Raw genomic sequence first — 23,530 nt, 5'->3', positions numbered from 1 at the left:
GGGCGTGACATCGTGTTGTGAATTTTGCGTTCTCGCCCAGCGCGCCTAAATAGTCTTCAGGACAGTCTGCCCGCGCATGGCTGCGGCAGGCCCTTCGAATTTCAAATACCGATCAAGGAGTGGTCTCGCGTGAAAGCACAAACTCTCTCTCAACCCATGACACCGCCCGCGGCGATCCGCGCGATCTGGCTCACGGCGCTGGCGATGGCCCTCGTCATCGCCCAGGCGATCAGCGCCAGCGCCCGCCCCGAAAGCTTTGCCGACCTCGCGCAAAAGGTCAGCCCGGCCGTGGTCAACATCACGACGTCCACCGTCGTGGCCCAGGGCACGGGGCCGTCCCCCATCGTCCCCGAAGGCTCGCCGTTCGAGGACTTCTTTCGTGACTTCCAGGACCGGAACAACAACGGCGAAGGCGACCGGCCCCGTCGCACCTCCGCGCTTGGCTCAGGCTTCGTCATCTCCGAAGACGGCTACATAGTCACCAACAACCACGTGATCGAAACCGCCGACGAGATCATCATCGAGTTCTTCTCGGGCAAGGAACTCACGGCAAACGTGATCGGCACAGACCCCAAGACCGACATCGCCCTGCTCAAGGTCGACGCCGACGAGCCGCTGCCGTTCGTCAGCTTCGCCGACAGCGACACCGCCCGCGTGGGCGACTGGGTCATTGCCATGGGCAACCCGCTCGGCCAGGGCTTCTCGGTGTCCGCCGGGATCGTTTCGGCCCGCAACCGCGAGCTCAGCGGCACCTATGACGACTACATCCAGACCGACGCCGCCATCAACCGCGGCAACTCGGGCGGCCCGCTCTTCAACCTCGACGGCCAGGTCGTCGGCGTGAACACCGCGATCCTGTCGCCCAATGGCGGCTCGATCGGCATCGGCTTCTCGATGGCCTCGAACGTCGTCACCCGCGTGGTCGATCAGTTGCAGGAATTCGGCGAAACCCGCCGCGGCTGGCTCGGCGTGCGCATCCAGGACGTGACCGATGACGTGGCCGAGGCGATGGGCCTTGAAAAAGTGGCCGGCGCCCTGGTTACGGATGTCCCCGAAGGTCCCGCCGCCGAGGCCGGCATGGAATCGGGCGACGTGATCATGCAGTTCGACGGCTACGATGTCGAAGACACCCGCGGCCTCGTCCGCCGGGTCGGCAACACCTCCGTCGGCAAGACCGTGCGCGTCGTGGTCTTCCGCGATGGCAAGACCCAGACCCTGCGCGTGACGCTTGGCCGCCGCGAAGCCGCCGAAGGCGTCGTGCCAGCGGCCCAGCCCGGCGAATCCGAGGCACCGTCCGAGGTCGAAATCCTCGGCCTCACCCTGTCGCAGCTCGACGACGAACTCCGCAGCCAGCTGGAGCTGGACGACAACGCCTCCGGGCTCGTCGTGGCGGATATCGACAATCTGTCGGAAGCCTACGAAAAGGGTATGCGCGCCGGTGACGTCATCACCGAGGCCGGGCAGCAGAAGCTGTCCAGCATCTCCGATCTGGAAGACCGGATCGCGGATGCGCGCGAGGCGGGCCGCAAGTCGATCCTGCTGCTCGTCCGCCGCGCCGGCGAACCGCGCTTCGTCGCCCTGTCTCTGGACGCGGAAGAGGAAGACCCGCAGTAACACCGGCAGGTGATCGAACAAGAAAAACGGGCGCTCCCTCGGGGCGCCCGTTTCACGTTGGCCTCTCTGCTTGGCTAGCTGTGACTTCTCATAAGGTTGTTCAGAGCCATTGTCGGAGCTTGGCCATTGAGGGCTGAGTGTGGTCTTCGAAGGTTGAACCAGTCAAGCCATCGCTGCAGGTCAGAGTTGCGCGCAGCGGAGGAGGCGTAGGTCGCCCCAAAGGCCCAGTCGCGGATGAGGGTCTGGATGAAGCGCTCTGCCTTGCCGTTGGTTTTGGGCGTGTAGAGCCGGGTCCGGATGTGGCGGATGGTGTGTGCGTCGAGGACCTGGCGGAAGAGGCGCGATCGGTAGCATGGCCCGAGGTCGGTCCTCATCCGTTCGACCCTGATGCCGCGCGCGGCGAGCCAGGCCCGCTCGCGGCCCAAAAAGGCTGTGGCGCTCCCCTTGCGCTCGTCGGGCAGGACCTCGACATAGGCCAGCCGGGTCGCGTCATCGACGGCGACATGGACAAGGTCCCAGCCCGCGCCGCGGCTCGATCCCTTCGTCCGTGACCCCGTGACGCGATGGCCCGACCGGTCGAAGCGACCCGGCTTCTTGATGTCGATATGGATCAGTTCGCCCGGCCTCTCCCGCTGATAGCGCCGGACGCGTGGCGGCGGATCGAGCGCCGCGCGTCGTCCGACACCATGACGGGCCAGCCACCGCGCGACGGTCGAGCGGGCCGGATCGAGGCGCTCGGCGATCTGTCGGGCGGGCCGACCTGCGGCATGGCGGGCGACGACAAGCTCTCGACTATGAACAGTGAGACGTGCACCTTGATGTGGGTTGTTCACCCTTCGGGGTCCTCGGCTGGAGTTTGGCGATTGCAGCCTAACTCCGAACCGGATGAACAAACTACTGAGAGTTCACATCTACGCCGGCATCGGAAAGTCCCGCAGCGGCGTGTCCTTGCGCAGGTACAAGGGGTGCTTTGCGGATCCGTCCTTGTTGAGGCCCAGGCATTTCAGGGGCCGCCCGGTCGCTTCGACCGCCATCAGCGCATCGCGCACCACGCCGGCAAAACGCTGGTGCAGCTTGCCATAGGCCAGCACCACAAGCTCGGACTCCTGCGCCATCTCGACCAGAGCCGGCACGTTGTCGCCACTGCACGCCACCTCAGGATCGTGCGGGATATCCCTGGGCGACGTCGCCCGCCAGTCCAGCACGTTTCCCTTCAGGTACCGGGTGAATTCCCAGTCGCGGGCGAACATCAGTTCCCTGTGGCAGGTCGGGTCCGACGCCGCCGCATCCGCCACCGACGGGTTCATCCCGATGAACAGCACGGTGCGGGGCGCGGCCCCCTCCGGCGTCCAGTCCCGGATCAGCGCCTGACGATACCGCCCGCAGTCGGAAAACCGCGCGCCACCCAGCACGCCGTCGGGCAGGCGCAGCCGGACCTTGCCGCCCGGGTCGTGCGCGGCTTGGGTCATTGCGCCACCGGCGCCAGGTTGAACACCCGGCTGGGGTAGAGCTCGCCCCCCTTGAAATGCCCCACGGCCACCGCGCGCCCTTTCAGAGCGGCCCAGCACTCGTCGCCATACTCGACCGACCCGCCGATCACCGGCGCCGGGTTGCCGTGCCGAAGCCGCGCCGCGCTCATCTCGTTGCAGGTGACCATCGGCAGGTCGCACAAGCCCTCTTCCAGCGGCCTCAGGTGGGCGTCCAGCGCCGGGTCCTGCGCCAGCGCGTTCACCTGTTCCAGCGTCACGCCGTCCTCGGCCCGGAACGGCCCCGACCAGACCCGCCGCAGCGAGGCCACATGCCCGTGACAGCCCAGCGCCTCGCCCAGGTCGCGTGCGATCGACCGCACGTAACCGCCCTTGCCGCACACCATCTCAAGCTCGACCGTGTCGGCATCGGGCCGGTCCGTCAGCAACAGCTCCTCGACCCACAGCGGACGCGCCTCGACCTCGAAATCCTCGCCGTCGCGGGCGCGTTTATAGGCGCGCTCGCCGTCGATCTTGACCGCCGAGAACTTCGGCGGCACCTGCTGGATCTCGCCCACGAACCCGCTCAGCGCCTCCTTGATCTCGGCGTCGCTCGGGCGCGCGTCGCTTTCGGCCACGACCTCGCCTTCGGCATCGTCGGTATTGGTGGCCTGCCCCAGCCGCACCAGGAAGCGATAGGATTTCAGCGCATCGGTGATGAACGGCACGGTCTTGGTGGCCTCGCCCAGCGCCACGGCCAGAACGCCCGTCGCCTCGGGGTCCAGCGTCCCGGCATGGCCCGCCTTCCTGGCCTGCAACGCCCAGCGCACCTTGTTGACCACCGCGGTCGAGGTCATGCCCGCGGGCTTGTCCACGACAAGCCACCCCGAAATATCGCGTCCCTTGCGCTTGCGCCCCATGATGCCGTCGCCTCTTTGCTGTCCGAAGGCCGCCGCGTACCGCAGCCCCCGGCACCTGTCAATTCGCGGGTCAATGCGCGGGCGCGATGCCCCGCCGCTCCCCCGGGCCGCCCGGAATCATCGGCGCCGGGTCAGGGCGCCACGACCCCCACGATCGGCCCCATCGGGAACCCGCCATCATGCCGGTCGAGCGCGGGCGCATACAGCCGCGAGATGCTCCCGTCGAAATACAGCGCCTGCGGCGTCTTCAGCACATCCCGGAACACCCGCGCGAAGCTGTGGAAATTCACCTTGTCCTCGGAAATCAGGAACCACGCGGTGCGCCCGTCGGCCGAGGTGCCGACCCCGTTGCGCACATGCAGGCTGTCGCTGTTCTTCAGAAAACGCGGATGCAGCTGGCCGTCGATCACCAGCATCGGCCCGGACTGCGTGGCATGGGTGCAGACCGGCCCTTCCCGGTCGAACCGCCTTGTCTCGAACACGTCGGCCCGGCCCTCGCCGATGCAGAACACACCGTTGGGCAGCAGGCCGAAATTCCCCGGTCCCTCGCGGGTGATCAGCCCCTTGGCCTCGCGTCCCGCCTCAACGTAATGGCCCACCGGGCTGCGGTCCTGATGATACATCCCGGCATTCATCGCAAAAAGCAGCTTACCGCCCTCGCCGCGCACCTGTCGCTCGACGCTGCTGAAACTGCCCAGCGGCGCGCCGGTCATCGGGTCGTTCAGGAACAGGCGCAGCGTTTCACTGCCGGCATCGACCTTGCAGGCGGTATACCGGCTGCCCTCGACGCTGATCTGCTGGCATTCCACGGCCTTGGCCGGGCCCGCCAGCAACGCCACAGCCAAAAGGACCCACCGCCACATCGGCTCAGTTCTCGACGTCGCGCCGCACGGCGTCCTGCGCAAAAAGCCGCCGCGTCTCGTCCAGCTGGTCGAACGTCTCGTCCAGCCGGAACCGCAGCTCGGGCGCGAACTTCAGGCCGACCTTCTTGCCGATGATCCGGCGCAACTCGCCCTTGTTGCGGCCCAGCAGGTCCAGCACATCGTCCTGGCCCTGCCCGCCCAGCGGCAGCACATAGGCTGTCGCCACTTTCAGGTCCGGCGAGGTCCGCACTTCGCCGACGGTCACCGACAGGCGGTTCAGCTCGGGGTCGTGAATGTCTCCGCGCGCCAGCACCTCCGCCAGCGTCCGCCGGATCAACTCGCCGACCCGCAACTGCCGCTGCGAGGGTCCGGGTCCGTCATGAAACTTGTTCTTTGCCATGGAACTGCATCTAAGCCCTGCATGGGTCTTTGCCAAGCGATGATCGCCGCGCTATGCAATGCGCACCAAAGAACGGAGATGGAAATGACCGACCTGCCGGGGATCGTGGTGACAGGCGCTTCGGGGCGCATGGGCCGGATGCTGACCGAAATCGTGACCGCCTCGGACCGGGCAAATCTGGTCGGTGCGCTGGAACGGCCCGGCCATGCCTGGATCGGTCAGGACCTGGGCGAGGCGATGGGCGGCGCGGCAAACGGCGTCACCGTCTCCGACGACCCGCTGGACACCATTTCCAGGGCCCATGCAATCCTGGATTTCACCGCACCAGCGGCCACCGTGGACTTTGCCGCGCTGGCGGCACAGGCCCGCTGCGTGCACGTCATCGGCACCACCGGGCTTGCCGACGAGGACCTGGCCAAGCTGGACGCGGCCGCCCGTCACGCCACGATCATACGCGCCGGGAACATGAGCCTCGGCGTCAACCTGCTCGTGCAACTGACCAAGAAGGTCGCCGCCGCGCTGGATGACGACTACGACATCGAGGTGATCGAGGCGCATCACAACCAGAAGGTCGATGCGCCCTCGGGCACCGCGCTGATGCTGGGGCAGGCAGCGGCGGACGGGCGCGGCGTGTCGCTGGATCAGGCCGCCGACCGCGGGCGCGACGGCATCACCGGCGCCCGGACGAAGGGCAATATAGGCTTCAGCGCCATTCGCGGCGGCGACATCGTCGGCGAACACGACGTGATGTTCGCCGCGGCGGGCGAACGGATCATCCTGCGCCACGTCGCCTCTGACCGGGCGGTCTTTGCCCGTGGGGCGCTCAAGGCCGCGCTGTGGGGCCAGGGGCGCAAGCCGGGGCAATACGACATGCTCGACGTGCTTGGCCTGAAAGAGGACTGACCGGGCCGAAACTGATCCAGATCGGCCGGCGCGCCGTAACAGACATTGTTTGTTACAGGGAGTTCCGATGATGCGCCTGACTGTTCTTGCGGGTATCGCCGCGCTGTTGAGTGGCCCCGCTGCTGCGGAAAGTTTCGACCAGATCGACGACAGGTCCGAATTCGTTTCGGTCGTCGCCAACAAGAACCTCACCCGCTTGGGTATCACCCTGACGGTCACGCCGTCGGGACAGATCGAAGGCCGCGCCTTCGGTCGACCCGTCACCGGCGCGTGGCAGTGGAAATCCGGCTATTTCTGCCGCGACCTCTACTGGGGTCAGCGCAACCTCGGCGCCAATTGCCAGGCGGTGAGGGTTCAGGGCTCCACCGTCCGCTTCATCTCGGACCAGGGCACAGGCGACTACGCCGACCTGCAACTGCAATAGCGTCAGCGGTGCGTGGCATCGCTCAGAAGTCGATCGCGATGCCCTTCATCTCCCAGTCGCCATAGCGCACGGGTTCGGGGCCCTTGCGCCCGCCCAGCTCCTTCGGCAGGGCAAGCGCCTCGGCGTCCTTGCGCCGCGCCTCGGCTTCGGCCAGGGCGCGTTGGGCTTCGGGTGGCAGGTCTTTGCGGTCTTCCGACATGGCCGGGCTTCCTTCCTCTTGATGCCACTGATATAGGCCAGCCCTGTTCAAAGGCCAAGGATGACCGATGCCCGCGCCCACCCCCCGCAGCACAGCCGTGGCCCTGCTCGACAAGGTGCTCGGCGACGGCCGCCTTCTGGCCGAACTCACCGCGCCGCTTGCGCGCCTCTCGCCGCCCGACCGCGCCCGGGCGCTGCGGCTGGTTAACGACACGCTGCGCGGCATGGACCGGGCCGACCGCCTGCTGGCGCGGCAATTGCGCAAGACGCCGCAGCTTCACGTGATGAACATCCTGCGCCTCGGCACGGTCGAGCTGTGCATGGGCGGCGACGCCCATGGCGTGGTGGACGAACTGGTGACCCTTGTCGGCACCCATCCGCGCTACAAGCGCCTGCGCGGGCTGGTCAACGCGATCCTGCGCCAGATGGCCGGTGACGCCGGCAAGCCGTGGAAGGACCTGCGCATCCCCCGCCTGCCCAACTGGCTGCGCTCTCCGCTGGTGTCGGCCTGGGGCAATGGCGCGGTCGCGGCGATGGAAAAGGCGCATTTCGCCGGCGCCCCGCTCGACCTGACGCTGAAGCCGGGAGAAGACCCCGCCGCCTGGGCCGACCGCCTCGGCGGCACGGCGCTGCCCACCGGCTCCGTCCGGATCGGCGACGCGGGCCAGGTCTCGGCCCTGCCCGGTTTCGAGGACGGCCACTGGTGGGTTCAGGATGCCGCCGCCGCCCTGCCCGTGCGCATCCTGGCGCCCCGCCCCGGCGAATTCATTCTCGACCTCTGCGCGGCACCGGGCGGCAAGACCCTGCAACTGGCCGCCGCCGGCGCCCAGGTCACCGCCCTCGACACCTCGGAAAAGCGCATGGCCCGCGTCACCGAGAACCTCGACCGCACCGGCCTGTCCGCCACCTGCGTCACGCAGGACGCCTTCGCCTTCACCGAAGGATCCTTCGACGCCATCCTCGTCGATGCGCCCTGCTCGGCCACCGGCACGATCCGGCGGCATCCCGACCTGCCCCACGCCAAGGACGGCTCCGACTTCGGCACGCTGATCGAGCAGCAGGCGCGGATGATCGACCACGCCCTGACACTGCTCGCACCCGGCGGGCGGCTCCTGTTCTGCACCTGCTCGCTGCTGCCCGACGAGGGCGAGGTGCAGGTCGAAGAGGCGCTGGCCCGCCATCCGGGCCTCGCAACCGACACCGCCGCGCTGGACCGCCCCGGCATCGACCCGGCCTGGATCACCGAGGAAGGCGGCCTGCGCCTGCGCCCCGATCACTGGCCCGACCTGGGCGGCATGGACGGCTTTTACATCGCGCTTCTGCGCAAGACCTGATCCCGCGCCCGCCTTCCTTGCGTGACTTGGTGCGCGCGGCGGCGTATACTGACCCGACAACGCCAGAAAGAGCGTGCCGAGGCTGGGATTCGATGTCGACATCCGATCACGATCTACCGCGCGTGACGCGGTTCCTGAACCGTCTGGAGGCCCGGCGGTCCACCTTCGGCGGCCGTGTCGCGGCCTTCGTGTCGCAACCCGATCCCCGCACCATCGGCAGCTTCGCCCGCGGCCGCCAGCTCTGCGCAGGCAACTTTCTCTTTGCCGGCCACCTCGTCCGCGACCCCGACAAGACCCCGTGGGACATTCCGCCCCCCGACCTCGCCTTCTCGCGAGAGGTGCACGGCTTCACCTGGCTCGATGACCTGGCCGCCGCGGGCGACGCCCCGGCGCGGGCCTGCGCGCAGGCCTGGCTCTGGCGCTGGATCGAGCTTTACGGACGCGGGCGCGGCCCGGGCTGGCGGCCCGACCTGACCGGACGGCGCCTCATCCGCTGGATCAACCACGCGATCTTCCTGCTGTCGGGCCGCACGCAAAAGCAATCCGACCTGTTCCTGCGGTCGCTGGCGCAGCAAACCCTGTTCCTGTCCCGCCGCTGGCGCGCCACCACGCCCGGCCTGCCGCGGTTCGAGGCGCTGACCGGGCTTGTCTATGCCGGGCTGTCGCTCGAAGGCATGTCGGCCCGGGTCGCGCCCGCCTCTGCCGCGCTGGCCCGCGAATGCGCCCGCCAGATCGACGATCAGGGCGGCCTGCCCACCCGCAACCCCGAAGAACTGCTCGAGGTCTTCACCCTGCTCACATGGGCCGCCGAAACCCTGACCCAGGCCGGCCAGACCCCCCATCCCGCCCACTGGGCCGCGATCGAGCGCATCAGCCCCACCCTGCGCACCCTGCGCCATTCCGACGGCGGGCTCGCCCGCTTTCATGGCGGCGGGCGCGGGCTCGACGGGCGGCTCGACGCGGCGCTTGCCGCCAGCCAGATCAAGGGCCGCCATGCCAACGGCCTGTCGATGGGCTTTGCGCGGCTCAGCGCGGGGCGCTGTTCGCTGATCATCGACGCCGCACCCCCGCCCGAGGGGCGGGCATCGGCGGGGGCCCATGCCTCGACGCTGGCGTTCGAACTGACATCGGGCCGACGTCCGCTGATCGTCAATTGCGGCGCGGGCGCCAGTTTCGGCACCGCGTGGCGCCGCGCCGGCCGGGCCACGCCGTCGCATTCCACCCTCGTGCTGAACGGCCATTCCAGCAGCCGCCTGGGCAAGACCGCGCCCAAGCAGGACATGCTGACCGAAGGCCCCACCGAGGTGCCGATCCGGGTCAACCACGCGCCGGACGGCCTGACCTTCGAAGGCGGGCATGACGGTTATGTCAGGGGCTACGGCCTGACCCATGTGCGCAAACTGGAAATGACCTTCGACGGCCGCGGCATCGCCGGAGAGGACATGCTGCTGGCGCTGACCGACGCCGACAAGCGACGCTTCGACCGGGCGCTCGACACGATGACACTGCAAGGCATCCCGTTCGATATCCGGTTTCACCTGCACCCGGACGTGGATGTGTCCATCGACATGGGCGGCGCGGCGGTGTCGATGGCGCTCAAGAGCGGCGAGATCTGGATCTTCCGGGCCGATGGCACCGCCCGCCTGTCGGTGGACTCCAGCGTCTATCTGGACACCAACCGCCTGAAACCGCGTGCGACCAAACAAATCGTTCTATCCGGGCGCGCGATGGAGTATGCGACCCGCACGAGGTGGTCACTGGCCAAGCCGCAGGACTCGCCGATCGGGATGCGCGATCTGGCGGAAGACGGGCGAACGCCGGTGGCCCTCAGCTGAACACGACCCAGGACTGCCACAAGGAATAGCTGCCCCATGACCGATCTCGCCCCCGTGCGCCGCGCACTTCTTTCAGTTTCCGACAAGACCGGGTTGATCGACCTGGGCCGCGCCCTCGCCCAGCGCGGCGTCGAGCTGCTGTCGACGGGCGGCAGCGCCAGGGCGCTGCGCGACGCCGGGCTCGACGTGCGCGACGTGGCCGAGGTGACAGGCTTTCCCGAGATGATGGACGGGCGCGTCAAGACACTGCACCCGATGGTGCATGGCGGCCTTCTGGCGCTGCGCGACAATGACGACCATCTGGCGTCCATGGACGAGTACGGCATCGGTCCCATCGACCTGCTGGTCGTCAACCTCTACCCGTTCGAGGAAACCGTCGCCAAGGGCGCCGTCTATGACACCTGCATCGAGAATATCGACATAGGCGGCCCCGCGATGATCCGCGCGGCGGCCAAGAACCACGCCTTCGTCAACGTCGTCGTGGATGTCGAGGATTACGAGGCGCTCCTGTCGGAACTGGACGCGCATGACGGTCAGACCACCTATGCCTTCCGCCAGAAACTGGCGCTCAACGCCTATGCCCGCACCGGCGCATATGATGCCGCCGTCTCGGGCTGGATGGCCAGGGCCCTGAATCAGACCGCCCCGCGCCGCCGCGCGGTCGCCGGACAGCTGGCCCAGACCCTGCGCTATGGCGAGAACCCGCATCAGGGTGCGGCGTTCTACACCGACGGCTCCGCCCGTCCCGGCGTGGCCACCGCACGGCAGGTGCAGGGCAAGGAACTCAGCTACAACAACATCAACGACACCGACGCGGCCTTCGAGCTGGTCAGCGAATTCGCCCCCTCCGATGGTCCGGCCTGCGCCATCATCAAGCACGCCAACCCCTGCGGCGTCGCCCGCGCCGAGACGCTGAAAGAGGCGTATATGCGCGCCTTCGACTGCGACCGCACCTCGGCCTTCGGCGGCATCATCGCCCTGAACCAGCCGCTCGACGGCGCCACCGCCGAAGAGATCGCCGGCATCTTCACCGAGGTGGTGATCGCGCCCGGCGCCGACGACGACGCCAGGGCGGTGTTTGCCGCGAAGAAGAACCTCCGCCTTCTGGTCACCGACGGGCTTGCCGATCCGGCCGAGGCGGCGCTGATGCTCAAGCAGGTCTCGGGCGGCTACCTGGTGCAGGACAAGGACAGCGGGCAGGTCTCGACAGGCGATTTAAAGGTCGTGACCAAGCGCGCTCCGTCGGACCGGGAAATGGCCGACATGCTGTTCGCCTGGAAAGTCGCCAAGCACGTGAAATCCAACGCCATCGTCTATGTCAGGGACGGCGCGACCGTCGGCGTCGGCGCCGGCCAGATGAGCCGCGTCGACAGCTGCCGCATCGCCGCCCGCAAGTCCCAGGACATGGCCGCCGAACTGGGCCTCTCCGCGCCGCTGACCCAAGGCAGCGTCGTGGCCTCCGACGCGTTCTTTCCCTTCCCCGACGGCCTGCTGACCGCCGCCGAGGCCGGCGCGACCGCGGTGATCCAGCCGGGCGGCTCGATGCGCGACGACGAGGTGATCGCCGCCGCCGACGAGGCCGGGCTGGCCATGGTCTTGACCGGCATGCGCCATTTCCGGCACTAAGAGCCGAAACAATAAGCGGCCGGCACACGCAAGCGGGCCTTGAAGGAGAGCAGTATGCGCACGGTTGCTTGGGTCGCGGGTCTCGTATTCGTGCTCGACCAGATCACCAAATACTGGGTCGTGCAGGTGCTGGACCTCAAGACCGTCCGCTCGATCGAGGTCCTGCCGCCCTACCTGAACCTCGAGATGGCGTGGAACACCGGCATCAATTTCGGCGCCTTCGCCGGCGCCAGCAAGTGGATCTGGATCGCCGTCGCCCTGGTGATCGTGGCCGCGGTGCTGTGGTGGGTCCGGACCGATCCGCAGGGCCGCTGGCAGAAGATCTCGGCGGGCCTCCTGGTGGGCGGCGCGCTGGGCAACGTCATCGACCGGCTGATCTACGGCGCCGTGGCCGATTTTCTGAACATGTCGTGCTGTGGCTTCACCAATCCGACATCTTTCAACGTGGCCGACATCGCGGTTTTCATCGGCGCATTCGGCATGGTAGTCTTCAGCGGCGACAGTAAAAAGGCGGCGTGACGTGCCGGTCCGAATACGATAAGGCTGGCGGAACGATGCAGGAGTGGGAAATGAAACGTCCGGCGATAATGGTCATGATCCTTGCGATGGCGCTGTCTGCCTGCGGCGCGCGCGACGGCGACGTCAAGCTGTCGCGGATCAAGAACACGGGCAACGGTCCCGAGGAGTTCAACATCGTCCCCGGCAAGCCGCTGCAAGCGCCCGACAGCTACCGCGCCCTGCCGGCGCCCACTCCGGGCGGCACCAACATCACCGATCCGACCCCCCGGGGAGACAGCGTGGCGGCCCTCGGCGGCAATCCCGCCGCGCTCGCGGATACCGGCATCGGCCGCGCCGACGGCGGCCTCGTGAACTATGCAAACCGCTTCGGCAGCGCCCCCGGCATTCGCCAGACCCTCGCGCGCGAGGATGCCGAGGTCCGCAGACAGCGCGGGCGGGTCAACATCCTGAACATCGGTATCAACGACGATTACAACCTCGCCTACAAGCGCCAGTGGCTGGATGCGCGGTCCGAGGCGGCGCGTTTGCGCAGCAGGGGCGTGCCCACACCGTCCTACCCGCCGGCAAACTCCAGCGACAGACGCCGCTGACCCGCTCACAACAAGGTCAACACCGTTGAAACGCGGCGCGGGCCGCGTATCTTCTGATCAACGCGTTTTCTGACCTCAGGGGGTTCTTCATGCGCAACTGGCTGTCCGGCCTATGCCTTTGTTTTCTCGTCGCGACTCCGGCCTTCGCCGACGACGCGGTAACCACGTTCAGCCTCGACAACGGCATGGACGTCGTGGTGATCGAGGATCACCGCGCCCCGGTCGTGGTCCAGATGGTCTGGTACCGCGCCGGTTCCGCCGACGAAAAGCCCGGTGTCTCGGGCGTCGCCCATTTCCTCGAACACCTGCTTTTCAAGGGCACCGAAACCATGGAGCCGGGCGAGTTCTCGGCCACCGTGGCGCGCAACGGCGGCTCGGACAACGCGTTCACCAGCTATGACTACACCGCCTATTTCCAGCGTGTCGCCGCCGACCGGCTGGAGCTGATGATGAAGATGGAAAGCGACCGCATGGTCAATCTCCAGCTCGACGAGGAAGACATCCTGACCGAACGCGACGTCATCATCGAGGAACGCAACCAGCGCATCGAGAACAACCCCTCCGCGCTTTTCCGCGAACAGCAGGGCGCGGCCCAGTATCTCAATCACCGCTACGGCGTGCCGATCATCGGCTGGCAGCACGAAATGGTCGATCTCTCGCTCGACGACGCGCTGGACTATTACCAAACCTACTACGCCCCGAACAACGCCATCCTCGTCGTCGCCGGCGACGTCGATCCCGGCCAGGTGCGCGATCTTGCCGAAACCTATTACGGTGTGATCCCCGCCAACCCGGATCTGCCCGAGCGCACCCGCGCACAGGAACCGCGCCAGCTTGCCGAACGGCGGATCTACTATCAGGATGCCCGGGTCGCGCAGCCGTATCTTCAGCGCTCCTACCTCGCCCCCGAGCGCGACAGCGGCGATCAGGAAAAGGCCGCGGCCCTGACGATCCTGGCCGAGGTTCTGGGCGACGGCACCACCTCGATACTGAACGAGAAGCTGCAATTCGATTCCCGCGTCGCGGTCTATTCCGGCGCCTATTACGGCGGCCTCTCGCTGGACGACACGACCTTCAACCTCACCGTTGTCCCAGCCCCCGACGTCACCCTCGAAGACGCCGAAAAGGCGATGGACGACGTGATCGCCGGTTTCCTCGAAGACGGGTTTTCCCAGGAACGGCTCGACCGGATCAAGACCCAGATCCGCGCCTCGGAAATCTACGCCCGCGACGACGTCAGCGCGCTCGCCAACCGCTATGGCCGCGGCCTGACCCAGGGGCTGACGGTCGAGGATATCCAGGCCTGGCCCGACATCCTGGACCAGGTCACCGTCGATGACGTCATGGCCGCCGCACGCGATCTCTTCGCGCAGGACAACAATTCCGTCACGGGATACATCACCGCACAGGAGGTGACTCAATGATCCGCTTGGTTCTTGCCGCGTTCATGCTGTTCACCGCGCTGCCCGCGCGGGCGGACGTCGACATTCAGGAAATCACCACGCCCGGCGGCATAGACGCGTGGCTGGTCGAGGATCACTCGATCCCCTTCGTCGCGCTGGAGTTGCGATTTCGCGGCGGCACCTCTCTCGATGCTCCGGGCAAACGGGGCGCCGTCAACCTGATGACCGGCCTTCTCGAGGAAGGCGCCGGCGATCTCGATGCCCGTGCCTTTTCGCGCGCGGCGGACTCCCTTGCCGCGTCGTTTTCCTACGACGCGGGCCCGGATTCGCTTTCGGTATCGGCCCGCTTCCTGACCGAGAACCGCGACGAGTCCATGGCGCTTCTCAAGGACAGCCTCGTCGAGCCGCGCTTCGACGAAGAGGCCATCGAACGGGTTCGTGCGCAGATCCTGTCAATCATCCAGTCCGACGCGAAGGACCCGCAACAGATCGCGCGCGCTCGGTTCGACAGCCTGGTCTACGGGGATCATCCCTATGGCAGCGACGAAAACGGCACCGCCGACAGCGTCGGCGCCCTTAGCCGCGAGGATATCGTCGCGGCGCATCGGGCGACCCTGGCCCGCGACCGTCTCTATGTCAGCGCGGTGGGCGACATCGACAGCGAAGAGCTCGCGTCGCTGCTCGACATGCTTCTGTCCGACCTGCCCGAGACCGGCGCGCCCCTCCCCGATGACGCCACGCTCAACCTGCCCGGCGGAATCAAGGTGGTCGATTACGCGACGCCGCAATCCATCGCCATCTTCGCGCAGCCCGGCCTGGAACGCGAAGACCCCGATTTCTTTCCGGCCTTCGTGCTCAACCACATCCTCGGCGGCGGCGGCTTCGAAAGCCGGCTGATGACCGAGGTGCGCGAAAAGCGCGGGCTGACCTATGGGGTTTATTCCTACCTCGCCGACCGTGACGACGCGCAGGTCTGGATGGGCAGCGTCGCGTCCGCCAACGATCGCGTGGCCCAGGCGGTCGAGGTCATCCAGGCCGAGTGGCAGCGCATCCGCGAAGAGGGCGTGACCCAGGAGGAACTGGACGACGCCAAGACCTATCTCACCGGCGCCTATCCGCTGCGGTTCGACGGCAACGGCACGATTGCCAACATCGCCGTCGGAATGCAGATGGACGGGTTGGGGACCGAGTATATCGCCAACCGCAACGACAAGGTGAATGCCGTCACGCTCGAAGACGTCAACCGCGTGGCCCGGGAATGGCTCGACCCCGAGGCGCTGACATTCGTGGTCACCGGCCAGCCCGAAGGCCTGATCGACACGCTGAACTGAAGCGTCACGCGCCCCGCGCCGGACCGTGCAGTGCGTTCATGACCTCGCAATATTCCGGTCGAACCGCACGGTGCGTTCACCTTTTTCATCGCCCGCCCGCCGCACCGCGGCGGTGTACGGGGGGTGCACGGGGGGTGCACGCGTGTCACCCCCCTGTTTCCGGGCTTCGCGCCTGCGTTAACCAGCCCGTCCGGTGGTTCAGGGAAATCCCGGATTTACCGCTTCCGGCGCGCGTCGCCCGAGTGCCTCCCGCACGTCGGCGGTCATATACGTGGCGGCCCCGCTCGCATCCCGATCGGCCCCGCTACGCGTTCCACTGAACAGCGCCGAAACCCTCGATATCGTAGCCCCCATAGGCCTCCGCCCGCGCCCGGAAGGCATCCGAGCCACAGAAGGTCATAAGCGCCTGGAAAGGCGGCTCAAACCACGCCTTTCGGTCAACCAGCAACGCGAATTCCTCGTCGATGACAGGCACGAAATCCAGCCCGTAACTCCGCGCAACCGCTTCCAGCCCAAAGGTCGTATCCGCCGCCCCGCGCCGGACCGCCTCCACGGCCTCGTCCTCGGTCCTGGCGACCTCCGCCAGGTCCAGCGCGCCCAGGTCCAGCCCCTCCCGCTCCGCCAGGTGCCGCAACAGCGTATCGGTGCCCGATCCCGCCTGCCGCGGAACAAGCCGGAAACCCTCAAGATCCCCAAGAGAATCAGGCACTTGTCCTCCGGGCCGGACCACGAGTCCACGCCGCCGCACCGCGAACCGCACAAGAACCGCATTCTGCCGCGAGGCCGCTTTCGAGACAGCGGGCACGTTCCAGAGATTGGTGGTGGCATCGAGGATATGCAGGCCCGCCGCGATGCCCTCGCCGGTGGTGAACCGTTCAAGCCCGTCATTCGAGCCGTCATGCAACGTGGCCAGCCCACAGCGCGACTGGCGGATCGCCCAGTCCAGCAAGGGGTCGTGACTGCCAAGCACGATGGGCGAGCGCGGCTTGGAAAGCTTGCCCTGCCCATCCCCCCCGCCCGACTGTGCCCGAGCGATCCAGGTCCGGATTTCGTTGGCCGGGAACAGCAGCTTTCCGGTCGCGCGCGAACACGGCACCGCGCCCGAAGCGGCAAGGTCATAAACCTTGCGTTCCTTGAGGCGCAGAAGCTCGGCCAGCTCCCTGACGGTCAGGTATTCGTGATCGGGAAGGTCAAGTTCGGCCATGGCACCTGATTAAGGATGTTGGGACGGCGGGTGCACCACCGCCCCGACATATCTATCAGTTTTCCGATGCGTTAGGGAAGAACAGTTGCTGGTCGGCCACTTTGTAGGCTGCGATCGCCTCCTGCCCTTCGTCCGAGACCAGCCAGTCGGCAAATGTCTGCGCGGCGTCCACGTTCACGCTGGGACACTTCTCGGGATTGACCGGAATCACTCCGTACTGGTTGAACATATCCTCGTCGCCCTCGACCTGGATCTGGTAATCCTGCTTGTTGTCGAAGCTGATCCAGGTGGCGCGGTCGGTCATGACATAGGCGCCCATGCCGATGCCGGCATTGAGCGTGGCGCCCATGCCCGAGCCGGTCTCGCGGTACCAGTCGCCGCTGGCCGCCGTGGGGTCGACGCCGCTGTCGGACCACAGCGCCATTTCCTTCTTGTGGGTGCCACTGTCATCCCCGCGCGAGGCGAAAAGCGCACCCGCCTCGGCGATCTTGGACAGCGCGCCCTGCACGTCGTCCGTGCCGCCCACGCCCGCCGGGTCGCCCTCGGGGCCGACGATGACGAAGTCGTTATACATCAGGTCCGTGCGCGCGGTGCCGAACCCCGCCTCAACGAATTTTTCCTCGGACGGCTTGGCATGCACCAGCAGCACGTCGCCATCGCAATTCTCGGCGTTCTTGATCGCCTGGCCGGTACCGACGGCCACGACGTTGACCTGGATGCCGGTCTTGTCCTGAAAGATCGGCAGCAAGTAGTCGTAAAGGCCCGAGTTTGCCGTCGAGGTCGTGGATTGCACGATGATCGACTGATCCTGCGCCCAGGCGCCGCCCGTGAGGGCCAGCACGACTGCGGCCGCACCGAATGATTTCATTTGCATGATGGATACTCCCTTTCGTGAAGTCATTCAGACGACGATTTCGCCGTTCAGGTAGTCCCGCGCCGCCTTGCTCTGCGGTTCGGGAAAGAAGTCTGCGGCGCGGCTGTGTTCTGCGATGCCGCCACCGCTGAGAAACAGTATGTCGTCGGCCATGCGGCGCGCCTGCCCCATGTCGTGGGTCACAAAGACGATGCGCACGCCGCGCGCGCTGGCGTCCCGGACGATCTTTTCAATGGCCAAGACCGACGCGGGGTCGAGGCTGGCCGTGGGTTCATCGAGGAACAGCACTTCGGGATCCGCCGCCAGCGCGCGGGCCAGCGCCAGTCGCTGCGCCTCGCCCCCCGACAGGAGGCGCGCCGGCTGATGGGCCTTGTGGGCCAGCCCGACGTGATCGAGAAGCGCCGCGGCCCGCGCGCGGTCCTTGCCACGGACCTTCAGGACGAAATCGACATTGGCCGCCACCGACCGCCGCAGCAGAACAGGTTTCTGAAAAACCAGCGCCTGTCGCGCGGTGACGTCCCGCGGCCCCTGCCCGCGCCAGTCGATACTGCCCGAGGTCGGGGGAAGTAGCCCGTGCAAGAGCTTCAGCAGCAGGCTCTTGCCTGCGCCATTGGGGCCCATGACCATGGTGCAGCCGGAGGGCCCGAGATCAAAACCGACGCCATCGAGCACGGTCGTCTTGCCGAAGCGCAGACCGAGGTTACGCACCGCCAGCGGCAGGATCGCGGCAGGCCGCGCGGACGGGGCCAATTCGCGGCTCAGAGGAAGCGCCGCATCAGACATAGGCTTGCCGCGCCGCGGTCATGCGCACCGATTGCACGGCGGCATTGACGCCCAGGGCAATGACCAAAAGGACGATGCCAAGCGCCAACGCGAGCGCGAGGTCGCCCTTGGAGGTCTCCAGCGCGATTGCGGTGGTCATGACCCGCGTCAGGTGGTCGATATTGCCACCGACGATGATGACCGCGCCCACCTCGGCCACCGCACGGCCAAACCCGGCCAGCCCCACCGTCAGCAACGAATACCGCGCATCCCACAAAAGCGCTTGCACGGTGTGAAGCTTGGTCAGGCAAAGCGACCGGAATTGCTCGGCATACTCGGCGTGCAGATCTTCCAGCACCTGTCGTGACAGCGCCGCGACGATCGGGGCGATTAGGATGGTCTGGGCGATGATCATTGCGGTGGGCGTGTAGAGCAGCCCCAGAAAACCAAGCGGACCCGAGCGTGAGAGGTGAAGATAGACGAGCAGGCCGACGACCACCGGCGGAAGCCCCATCAGCGCGTTCATGACGATCAGGACGGCGTTGCGCCCGGGAAAGCGCCCGGTGGCCACCAGCGCTCCGATCGGCAGGCCGATCAGGCAGGCCAGCACGGTAGCCGTCAGGCTTACGCGCAGAGACAACAGAACGATTTCGATCAGATCCCCATCACCCGAGGCGACGAGGTCGAGCGCGAGGCCGAAAGCTTCTCCAATAGACTGCAAAATTTCCCACCTTGCAAATCTTACGTTCCCTCGCACACTATGCCATCCAACGGATAAAGTTCAAGTACGGCAATGCTTGAAAAGAAATTCTACGTTCCGACGACGGCTGCCTTGTTTCTTGCGCCGTACCGGGAACTGCAAAATTTACGGAGGTCGCCGTGAGTGGCTCTGACATTCGCCCCGGTGAGACAATCGTGGACCTGCCCGCTCCCGGCGACGCGGCGCTGCGCTTTATTGGCACGATCCACACGCCCTGGCTGCGGCGCGAGGACTGTCCGCGACAGGGCCGAAGCGACGGGCCGCAGTGCCGGATCGAGTTGGATCCAGTCTGGCGTCCTGCCCTGAAAGGGCTGGAAGACTACGAAATGATCGAAGTGCTTTACTGGCTGGACCGCAGCCGCCGCGATCTTGTTTGCCAAAGCCCGCGCAGCGACGGCGCGACCGTCGGAACCTTCGCCTTGCGCTCGCCGGTGCGGCCCAACCCTATCGGCACGTCGCTTGTCCGGTTGCTGAGCATCGAAGAAAACACGCTGATCGTGCGTGGCCTGGATTGCCTCGACGGCACGCCGCTGATCGACATCAAGCCTGACCGCTGCGCCTTTACCCCCGTGGCGCCTCCGAAATCCTGAACAACCCTGAAGACGAACAATGGGAAACTCACCATGCGACACGCATTCCTGCTGGCAGCGGCCCTCTGCCTCACGATGAACCAAGCCCAGGCGCAGGACCTCTCGCTTTACGCCGCGGGCAGCTTGAAAGCCGCACTGTCCGACGTGGCCGCGGACTTTGCCGAGACCTACGGCACGCCTGTCGCGACCAGCTTCGGTCCGTCCGGCCTGATGCGCGAGCGGATAGAGGCGGGAGAGACGGCGCATGTCTTCGCCTCTGCAAACATGCGCCACCCCCGGACGCTGGAGAGCACCGGCAAGGGCGGCCCCGTCGCGCTCTTTGCCCGCAATCGCTTGTGCGGTCTGGCACGACCCGAGGTGGAGGCGACGTCCGAGACGTTGCTCGATGTCATGCTCGACGAAAACATTCGCCTGGGCACGTCCACGCCCAAGGCGGACCCGTCCGGCGATTACGCGTTTCAACTGTTCGACAAGTCCGGCCATGCCGACGCGCTCAGGGCCAAGGCCCTGCAATTGACCGGCGGGCCCGACAGCGCCACGCCGCCCGAGGGGCGCAGCACCTATGCCTGGGTTCTCGACAGCGACCAGGCCGACCTGTTCCTGACCTATTGCACCAACGCCGTTCTGGCCCGCAAGGAAGTGCCGGACCTGCAAATCGTGCAGGTTCCCGACCCGTTGTCGGTGGGGGCCGATTACGGCCTGATCGTGCTTGATGGCGCCCCACCCGAGGCATCGAAACTCGCGCTGCACATCCTGTCGCCGGCGGGCCAGTCGGTCTTGGCGGAGTACGGTTTCGACGCCGCCGCGGTGCCGAAAGGAGAGTGACGTGAGATACCTGCTTCTGCTTCTGTTGCTGGTGGCGCTGCCGGTGCAGGCGCGCACGATCACCGACAGCACCGGGCGGATCGTTGAGATTCCAGACGACGTGACCACCGTGTTTGCCGCCGGGCCACCCGCCGCCATCCTGCTCTACATCATGAAGCCCGAGGCGATGACCGGCTGGCCGCGCGCCCTGCGACCCGAGGAGCGCGCCTATATCGCCGAGCCCTATCGAGACCTGCCCGAAACTGGCCGCCTGACCGGGCGCGGCGGCGAGGCGAACCTGGAGCGTGTGCTGCAGATCGAGCCTGACCTGATCCTCGATTTCGGCTCAGTCCGGGACACTTATATCGATCTCGCCGACCGGGTTCAGGAACAGACTGGAATCCCCTATATCCTGATCGACGGGCGGTTCGAGAACACGCCCGCCGCGCTGCGCCTTCTGGGCGAGGCACTCGGCGTGCCGGAGCGCGGCGCGGCGTTGGTCGAAGACGTCGAGGCCACCTTTGCCCGGATCGACGCCATCCTCGAAGACGTCCCGGAAGAGGAGCGTCCCCGCGTCTATCTGGCCCGCGGTCCCGAGGGGCTGGAGACGGGCATGAAAGGGTCGATCAACACCGAGATCATCGAGCGCGCGGGCGGGCGCAACGTGGCGGACGATGGCGGCGCGACGCGCGGTCTGGTGCAGGCGTCCATGGAACAGGTGATCGTGGCCAACCCGGACACAATCGTGACGTGGGACCCGAATTTCTTCGGCAAGGTCTTCGACGAACCGCTGTGGCAGGGCATCGATGCGGTCGAGGACGGGCGGGTCTACCTGTCGCCAACCGCCCCCTTCGGCTGGATCGATCGACCACCATCGCTCAACCGGATAATCGGCCTGAGATGGATGGCCGGATTACTGTATCCTGACCGGTGGGAGGGCGATCTGCGCGCAGAGACCCGCGCCTTCTACGAACTCTATTATCATGTCGACCTGAGCGACGAGGAACTTGAAAGGCTGCTGGCATGGGCCGAGGGACGACCGCCGAACTGAAAGGCTCAAGGCGCGGCCTGACCTTGACCGGCGGCCTTGCCCTGAGCGTGGCCGTGCTTGCCTTCGGCGCGGTCATGATCGGCCCCTATGGCCTGTCTCCGGGCCAGACACTGGCGGCATTGCTGGGGCAAGGAGAGAGCCAGGCCGAGATCGTGGTATGGAACATCCGCCTGCCTCGAGTCGGCGCGGCGCTGCTGGTGGGGGCGGCGCTGGCGGCAGCGGGGGCCAGTTATCAAGCGCTGTTCCGCAACCCGCTGGTGTCGCCGGATATCCTGGGCGTGTCCGCCGGTGCCGGGCTTGGCGCGGTTGCCGGGATTTTCCTGTCGCTGCCGGTGGCGGCGATCCAGGCGTCGGCCTTTGTCGGTGGCATGGCGGCGGTGGGTGTCGTGACGCTGGTGGCGTCGATGGTGCGCAACACCGACCGGACGCTGACGCTGGTGCTGATCGGGGTGGTGATCGGCGCGCTGGCCGGGGCGGCGACGTCGCTTCTGAAGGTCATGGCCGACCCCTATGACCAGTTGCCAGCGATCACCTTCTGGCTTCTGGGCTCGCTGGCTGCGATCACCACCGAGGATATCGGGCCCGCCCTGCCCATGGTGCTGATCGGCCTCGTACCGCTGGCCCTGCTGCGCTGGCGGATCAACGTCCTCAGCCTCGGCGACGAGGAAGCGCGCGCGCTGGGCGTCGAGGCCGGGCGCACGCGGTTCCTGGTAATCGCCGCCGCCACGCTGATCACCGCGAGCGTCACGGCGCTGGCCGGCGTGGTGGGCTGGGTCGGCTTGGTCATCCCGCATATCGCGCGAATGATCGTCGGCCCCGGCTTTGGCCAGCTCCTGCCCGCCTCGGTGCTGATCGGTGCGGGATATCTTCTGATCGTGGACACGGCGGCGCGAACCATGGCGCAGGCCGAAGTGCCGCTGGGTATCCTGACCGCGGTGATCGGCGCGCCTTTCTTCGTCTGGCTGCTGGCCCGGGGCCGGCGGGGTTGGTCGTGATGCTGGAGGCACAAAACCTTGCCATCGGATATGGAAACGCGCAGGTGGGCGCGGAACTGCGCCTGTCGGTTCAGGCCGGAGATATTCTATGCCTGCTTGGTCCCAACGGGTGCGGGAAAACCACGCTCTTCCGCACCTTGCTGGGGCTGCTGCCGCCGCTGGGCGGTGAGGTCCGCCTAGGCGGCACGCCGATCTCGGCGCAGCGCCGCGCCGAGATTGCCCGGCGCATCGCCTATGTCCCGCAAGCCCACGCCCCGCCATTTCCGTTCGAGGCGCTGGAGGTGGTCCTGATGGGGCGCACCGCGCGGCTGGGGCCGTTTGCCCAACCGGGCGAGGCGGATCGTGATGCGGCACAAAAGGCCATGGATCAGCTTGGGATCGGCGACCTTGCCGCCCGCGATTATTCGCGCCTGTCGGGCGGTCAGCGCCAGCTTGTGCTGATCGCGCGGGCGCTGGCGCAGGACACGCCGCTTATCGTGATGGACGAACCCACCGCGAGCCTCGATTTCGGGAACCAGGCGCAGGTTCTGGCGCGGATCGCCAGGCTGGCGCAGGGCGCGTCGTCCGAGCGACGCGGGATCATCCTGTCGACCCATGACCCCGACCAGGCCTTTGCGCTCAATGCCCGCATCCTGCTGATGCACCAGGGCCGGATCATCGCCGACGGCCCGGCCAGCGATGTGCTGACCGCGCGCAACCTCAGCACGGTCTACGGCATCCCCGTGACCGTCGAGACCACCGGGTCAGGCCGAAAGGTCTGCCTGCCGTCCCTTCACCCTCAGTCGGACCCGACGATCACGTCCGACGCCTTGACGATTGCGTAGGCCGTCTTGCCGACCTCAAGCCCCAACTCCTCGACCGACGCATTGGTGATCATCGCTGTCACCATGGTGGCGCCGCCAACGTCGATCTGCACGGTCGCGTTGACCGCGCCCTTGTCAATGGCGGTCACGGTTCCGGCGAGCTTGTTGCGTGCGCTGAGTTTCATGGCTTGTATCCCCTGTCATCGTGAATTTCGTGCTGACGATATGAAGCACAAGTCCGGTCTCGGCAACCCCGCGCAA

The 23,530-nt window shown here is 66.8% G+C and carries 26 protein-coding genes; 15 read left to right on the top strand and 11 right to left on the bottom strand.

The annotated features are described in order from the left end of the window. Window positions 1-156 precede the first annotated feature (156 nt). Window positions 157-1,614 carry a Do family serine endopeptidase gene (locus FIU89_RS00205; protein WP_152494346.1) on the top strand — a complete coding sequence of 486 codons (1,458 nt, stop codon included), beginning with the start codon at window positions 157-159 and terminating at the stop codon, window positions 1,612-1,614. 74 nt (window positions 1,615-1,688) lie between these two features. Here FIU89_RS00205 and FIU89_RS00200 read toward each other — a convergent pair whose 3' ends face one another. The 5 genes from FIU89_RS00200 to rbfA form a co-directional block, all read right to left on the bottom strand. Next, window positions 1,689-2,447 carry an integrase core domain-containing protein gene (locus FIU89_RS00200; RefSeq protein WP_172977975.1) on the bottom strand — a complete coding sequence of 253 codons (759 nt, stop codon included), beginning with the start codon at window positions 2,445-2,447 and terminating at the stop codon, window positions 1,689-1,691. Between the two features lie 78 nt (window positions 2,448-2,525). Continuing rightward, window positions 2,526-3,083 (bottom strand): DUF1643 domain-containing protein, encoded by a 558-nt coding sequence (locus FIU89_RS00195; RefSeq protein ID WP_152490736.1) that lies wholly within the window; start codon window positions 3,081-3,083, stop codon window positions 2,526-2,528. Further along, window positions 3,080-4,000 carry a tRNA pseudouridine(55) synthase TruB gene (gene truB, locus FIU89_RS00190; RefSeq protein WP_152490735.1) on the bottom strand — a complete coding sequence of 307 codons (921 nt, stop codon included), beginning with the start codon at window positions 3,998-4,000 and terminating at the stop codon, window positions 3,080-3,082. Before truB ends, FIU89_RS00195 begins: the two co-directional genes overlap by 4 nt. Window positions 4,001-4,131: 131 nt before the next feature. Further along, window positions 4,132-4,863 carry a phosphodiester glycosidase family protein gene (locus FIU89_RS00185; protein ID WP_152490734.1) on the bottom strand — a complete coding sequence of 244 codons (732 nt, stop codon included), beginning with the start codon at window positions 4,861-4,863 and terminating at the stop codon, window positions 4,132-4,134. Window positions 4,864-4,867: 4 nt separating this feature from the next. Next, window positions 4,868-5,263 carry a 30S ribosome-binding factor RbfA gene (rbfA, locus tag FIU89_RS00180; protein ID WP_152490733.1) on the bottom strand — a complete coding sequence of 132 codons (396 nt, stop codon included), beginning with the start codon at window positions 5,261-5,263 and terminating at the stop codon, window positions 4,868-4,870. A gap of 84 nt (window positions 5,264-5,347) precedes the next feature. On the opposite strand from rbfA, the gene dapB reads away from it, so the two are divergent. Then, complete coding sequence (dapB, locus tag FIU89_RS00175; RefSeq protein WP_152490732.1) at window positions 5,348-6,166, top strand: 4-hydroxy-tetrahydrodipicolinate reductase; 819 nt, start codon at window positions 5,348-5,350, stop codon at window positions 6,164-6,166. A 70-nt stretch (window positions 6,167-6,236) separates the two neighbouring features. Then, window positions 6,237-6,590, top strand: coding sequence for a dihydrodipicolinate reductase (locus FIU89_RS00170; protein ID WP_152490731.1), 354 nt, complete (start codon window positions 6,237-6,239; stop codon window positions 6,588-6,590). A gap of 22 nt (window positions 6,591-6,612) precedes the next feature. Here the strand turns inward: FIU89_RS00170 and FIU89_RS00165 are convergent, their stop codons facing one another. After that, window positions 6,613-6,789: a DUF1674 domain-containing protein gene (locus FIU89_RS00165; protein ID WP_152490730.1), complete on the bottom strand. Its 177-nt coding sequence runs from the start codon at window positions 6,787-6,789 to the stop codon at window positions 6,613-6,615. A gap of 67 nt (window positions 6,790-6,856) precedes the next feature. On the opposite strand from FIU89_RS00165, the gene FIU89_RS00160 reads away from it, so the two are divergent. From FIU89_RS00160 to FIU89_RS00130, 7 genes are all read left to right on the top strand, one after another. Continuing rightward, the gene (locus tag FIU89_RS00160; protein ID WP_152490729.1) at window positions 6,857-8,122 is read left to right on the top strand and encodes an RsmB/NOP family class I SAM-dependent RNA methyltransferase; all 1,266 of its coding nucleotides are present in this window, start codon (window positions 6,857-6,859) and stop codon (window positions 8,120-8,122) included. A gap of 92 nt (window positions 8,123-8,214) precedes the next feature. Further along, complete coding sequence (locus FIU89_RS00155) at window positions 8,215-9,957, top strand: heparinase II/III family protein (protein ID WP_152490728.1); 1,743 nt, start codon at window positions 8,215-8,217, stop codon at window positions 9,955-9,957. Window positions 9,958-9,993: 36 nt separating this feature from the next. Beyond that, window positions 9,994-11,583 (top strand): bifunctional phosphoribosylaminoimidazolecarboxamide formyltransferase/IMP cyclohydrolase, encoded by a 1,590-nt coding sequence (gene purH, locus FIU89_RS00150; protein WP_152490727.1) that lies wholly within the window; start codon window positions 9,994-9,996, stop codon window positions 11,581-11,583. 54 nt (window positions 11,584-11,637) lie between these two features. Next, the gene (gene lspA / locus FIU89_RS00145; protein WP_152490726.1) at window positions 11,638-12,102 is read left to right on the top strand and encodes a signal peptidase II; all 465 of its coding nucleotides are present in this window, start codon (window positions 11,638-11,640) and stop codon (window positions 12,100-12,102) included. Window positions 12,103-12,152: 50 nt separating this feature from the next. Beyond that, a complete protein-coding gene (locus FIU89_RS00140; RefSeq protein WP_152490725.1) occupies window positions 12,153-12,692 on the top strand; it encodes a DUF3035 domain-containing protein in 540 nt (179 codons plus the stop codon). Window positions 12,693-12,781: 89 nt separating this feature from the next. Next, entirely contained in the window at window positions 12,782-14,116 is a 1,335-nt protein-coding gene (locus tag FIU89_RS00135) for a pitrilysin family protein (RefSeq protein ID WP_152490724.1), read from the top strand. Further along, window positions 14,113-15,426 carry a pitrilysin family protein gene (locus tag FIU89_RS00130; protein WP_152490723.1) on the top strand — a complete coding sequence of 438 codons (1,314 nt, stop codon included), beginning with the start codon at window positions 14,113-14,115 and terminating at the stop codon, window positions 15,424-15,426. The genes FIU89_RS00135 and FIU89_RS00130 overlap by 4 nt, the downstream gene beginning before the upstream one ends. A 304-nt stretch (window positions 15,427-15,730) precedes the next feature. Here FIU89_RS00130 and FIU89_RS00125 read toward each other — a convergent pair whose 3' ends face one another. Genes FIU89_RS00125 through FIU89_RS00110 form a run of 4 tightly spaced genes read right to left on the bottom strand, consistent with a single transcriptional unit; the run spans window position 15,731 to window position 18,987 of the window. Continuing rightward, window positions 15,731-16,630, bottom strand: coding sequence for a helix-turn-helix transcriptional regulator (locus FIU89_RS00125; protein WP_152490722.1), 900 nt, complete (start codon window positions 16,628-16,630; stop codon window positions 15,731-15,733). Between the two features lie 55 nt (window positions 16,631-16,685). Next, complete coding sequence (locus FIU89_RS00120) at window positions 16,686-17,498, bottom strand: substrate-binding domain-containing protein (RefSeq protein ID WP_254701894.1); 813 nt, start codon at window positions 17,496-17,498, stop codon at window positions 16,686-16,688. 33 nt (window positions 17,499-17,531) lie between these two features. After that, the gene (locus tag FIU89_RS00115) at window positions 17,532-18,287 is read right to left on the bottom strand and encodes an ATP-binding cassette domain-containing protein (protein ID WP_152490720.1); all 756 of its coding nucleotides are present in this window, start codon (window positions 18,285-18,287) and stop codon (window positions 17,532-17,534) included. Further along, window positions 18,280-18,987, bottom strand: a complete 708-nt coding sequence (locus FIU89_RS00110) for an ABC transporter permease (RefSeq protein ID WP_152490719.1) — start codon at window positions 18,985-18,987, stop codon at window positions 18,280-18,282. Before FIU89_RS00110 ends, FIU89_RS00115 begins: the two co-directional genes overlap by 8 nt. A 158-nt stretch (window positions 18,988-19,145) precedes the next feature. Between FIU89_RS00110 and tsaA the strand changes: the two genes are divergently transcribed. The 5 genes from tsaA to FIU89_RS00085 are packed head-to-tail and all read left to right on the top strand — an operon-like array spanning window position 19,146 to window position 23,290. Continuing rightward, on the top strand, window positions 19,146-19,616 hold the full coding sequence (tsaA, locus tag FIU89_RS00105) for a tRNA (N6-threonylcarbamoyladenosine(37)-N6)-methyltransferase TrmO (protein ID WP_152490718.1): 471 nt from the start codon (window positions 19,146-19,148) through the stop codon (window positions 19,614-19,616). 33 nt (window positions 19,617-19,649) lie between these two features. After that, a complete protein-coding gene (locus tag FIU89_RS00100) occupies window positions 19,650-20,441 on the top strand; it encodes a molybdate ABC transporter substrate-binding protein (protein WP_152490717.1) in 792 nt (263 codons plus the stop codon). Window position 20,442: 1 nt separating this feature from the next. Further along, the gene (locus tag FIU89_RS00095; protein ID WP_172977974.1) at window positions 20,443-21,471 is read left to right on the top strand and encodes an iron ABC transporter substrate-binding protein; all 1,029 of its coding nucleotides are present in this window, start codon (window positions 20,443-20,445) and stop codon (window positions 21,469-21,471) included. Beyond that, on the top strand, window positions 21,444-22,466 hold the full coding sequence (locus FIU89_RS00090; protein ID WP_152490715.1) for an iron ABC transporter permease: 1,023 nt from the start codon (window positions 21,444-21,446) through the stop codon (window positions 22,464-22,466). The genes FIU89_RS00095 and FIU89_RS00090 overlap by 28 nt, the downstream gene beginning before the upstream one ends. Continuing rightward, the gene (locus tag FIU89_RS00085; RefSeq protein WP_172977973.1) at window positions 22,466-23,290 is read left to right on the top strand and encodes an ABC transporter ATP-binding protein; all 825 of its coding nucleotides are present in this window, start codon (window positions 22,466-22,468) and stop codon (window positions 23,288-23,290) included. Before FIU89_RS00090 ends, FIU89_RS00085 begins: the two co-directional genes overlap by 1 nt. Here the strand turns inward: FIU89_RS00085 and FIU89_RS00080 are convergent. Continuing rightward, window positions 23,245-23,454: a molybdopterin-binding protein gene (locus tag FIU89_RS00080; RefSeq protein WP_152490713.1), complete on the bottom strand. Its 210-nt coding sequence runs from the start codon at window positions 23,452-23,454 to the stop codon at window positions 23,245-23,247. The two genes, FIU89_RS00085 and FIU89_RS00080, sit on opposite strands and share 46 nt — an antisense overlap. Between the last annotated feature and the right edge of the window lie 76 nt (window positions 23,455-23,530).

Source organism: Roseovarius sp. THAF27 (assembly GCF_009363655.1).
GTDB lineage: Bacteria > Pseudomonadota > Alphaproteobacteria > Rhodobacterales > Rhodobacteraceae > Roseovarius.
The sequence above is the reverse complement of the archived record's forward strand: the minus strand, read 5'-3'. Positions and strand labels throughout refer to the sequence as shown.

Coding starts and splice junctions, on each gene's coding strand:
- FIU89_RS00205 (WP_152494346.1), top strand. CDS start 157: ATGACACCGCCCGCGGCGATCCGCGCGATCTGGCTCACGGCGCTGGCG.
- FIU89_RS00195 (WP_152490736.1), bottom strand. CDS start 3,083: ATGACCCAAGCCGCGCACGACCCGGGCGGCAAGGTCCGGCTGCGCCTG.
- truB (WP_152490735.1), bottom strand. CDS start 4,000: ATGGGGCGCAAGCGCAAGGGACGCGATATTTCGGGGTGGCTTGTCGTG.
- FIU89_RS00185 (WP_152490734.1), bottom strand. CDS start 4,863: ATGTGGCGGTGGGTCCTTTTGGCTGTGGCGTTGCTGGCGGGCCCGGCC.
- rbfA (WP_152490733.1), bottom strand. CDS start 5,263: ATGGCAAAGAACAAGTTTCATGACGGACCCGGACCCTCGCAGCGGCAG.
- dapB (WP_152490732.1), top strand. CDS start 5,348: ATGACCGACCTGCCGGGGATCGTGGTGACAGGCGCTTCGGGGCGCATG.
- FIU89_RS00170 (WP_152490731.1), top strand. CDS start 6,237: ATGCGCCTGACTGTTCTTGCGGGTATCGCCGCGCTGTTGAGTGGCCCC.
- FIU89_RS00165 (WP_152490730.1), bottom strand. CDS start 6,789: ATGTCGGAAGACCGCAAAGACCTGCCACCCGAAGCCCAACGCGCCCTG.
- FIU89_RS00160 (WP_152490729.1), top strand. CDS start 6,857: ATGCCCGCGCCCACCCCCCGCAGCACAGCCGTGGCCCTGCTCGACAAG.
- FIU89_RS00155 (WP_152490728.1), top strand. CDS start 8,215: ATGTCGACATCCGATCACGATCTACCGCGCGTGACGCGGTTCCTGAAC.
- purH (WP_152490727.1), top strand. CDS start 9,994: ATGACCGATCTCGCCCCCGTGCGCCGCGCACTTCTTTCAGTTTCCGAC.
- lspA (WP_152490726.1), top strand. CDS start 11,638: ATGCGCACGGTTGCTTGGGTCGCGGGTCTCGTATTCGTGCTCGACCAG.
- FIU89_RS00140 (WP_152490725.1), top strand. CDS start 12,153: ATGAAACGTCCGGCGATAATGGTCATGATCCTTGCGATGGCGCTGTCT.
- FIU89_RS00135 (WP_152490724.1), top strand. CDS start 12,782: ATGCGCAACTGGCTGTCCGGCCTATGCCTTTGTTTTCTCGTCGCGACT.
- FIU89_RS00130 (WP_152490723.1), top strand. CDS start 14,113: ATGATCCGCTTGGTTCTTGCCGCGTTCATGCTGTTCACCGCGCTGCCC.
- FIU89_RS00125 (WP_152490722.1), bottom strand. CDS start 16,630: ATGGCCGAACTTGACCTTCCCGATCACGAATACCTGACCGTCAGGGAG.
- FIU89_RS00120 (WP_254701894.1), bottom strand. CDS start 17,498: ATGAAATCATTCGGTGCGGCCGCAGTCGTGCTGGCCCTCACGGGCGGC.
- FIU89_RS00115 (WP_152490720.1), bottom strand. CDS start 18,287: ATGTCTGATGCGGCGCTTCCTCTGAGCCGCGAATTGGCCCCGTCCGCG.
- FIU89_RS00100 (WP_152490717.1), top strand. CDS start 19,650: ATGCGACACGCATTCCTGCTGGCAGCGGCCCTCTGCCTCACGATGAAC.
- FIU89_RS00090 (WP_152490715.1), top strand. CDS start 21,444: ATGGGCCGAGGGACGACCGCCGAACTGAAAGGCTCAAGGCGCGGCCTG.
- FIU89_RS00085 (WP_172977973.1), top strand. CDS start 22,466: ATGCTGGAGGCACAAAACCTTGCCATCGGATATGGAAACGCGCAGGTG.
- FIU89_RS00080 (WP_152490713.1), bottom strand. CDS start 23,454: ATGAAACTCAGCGCACGCAACAAGCTCGCCGGAACCGTGACCGCCATT.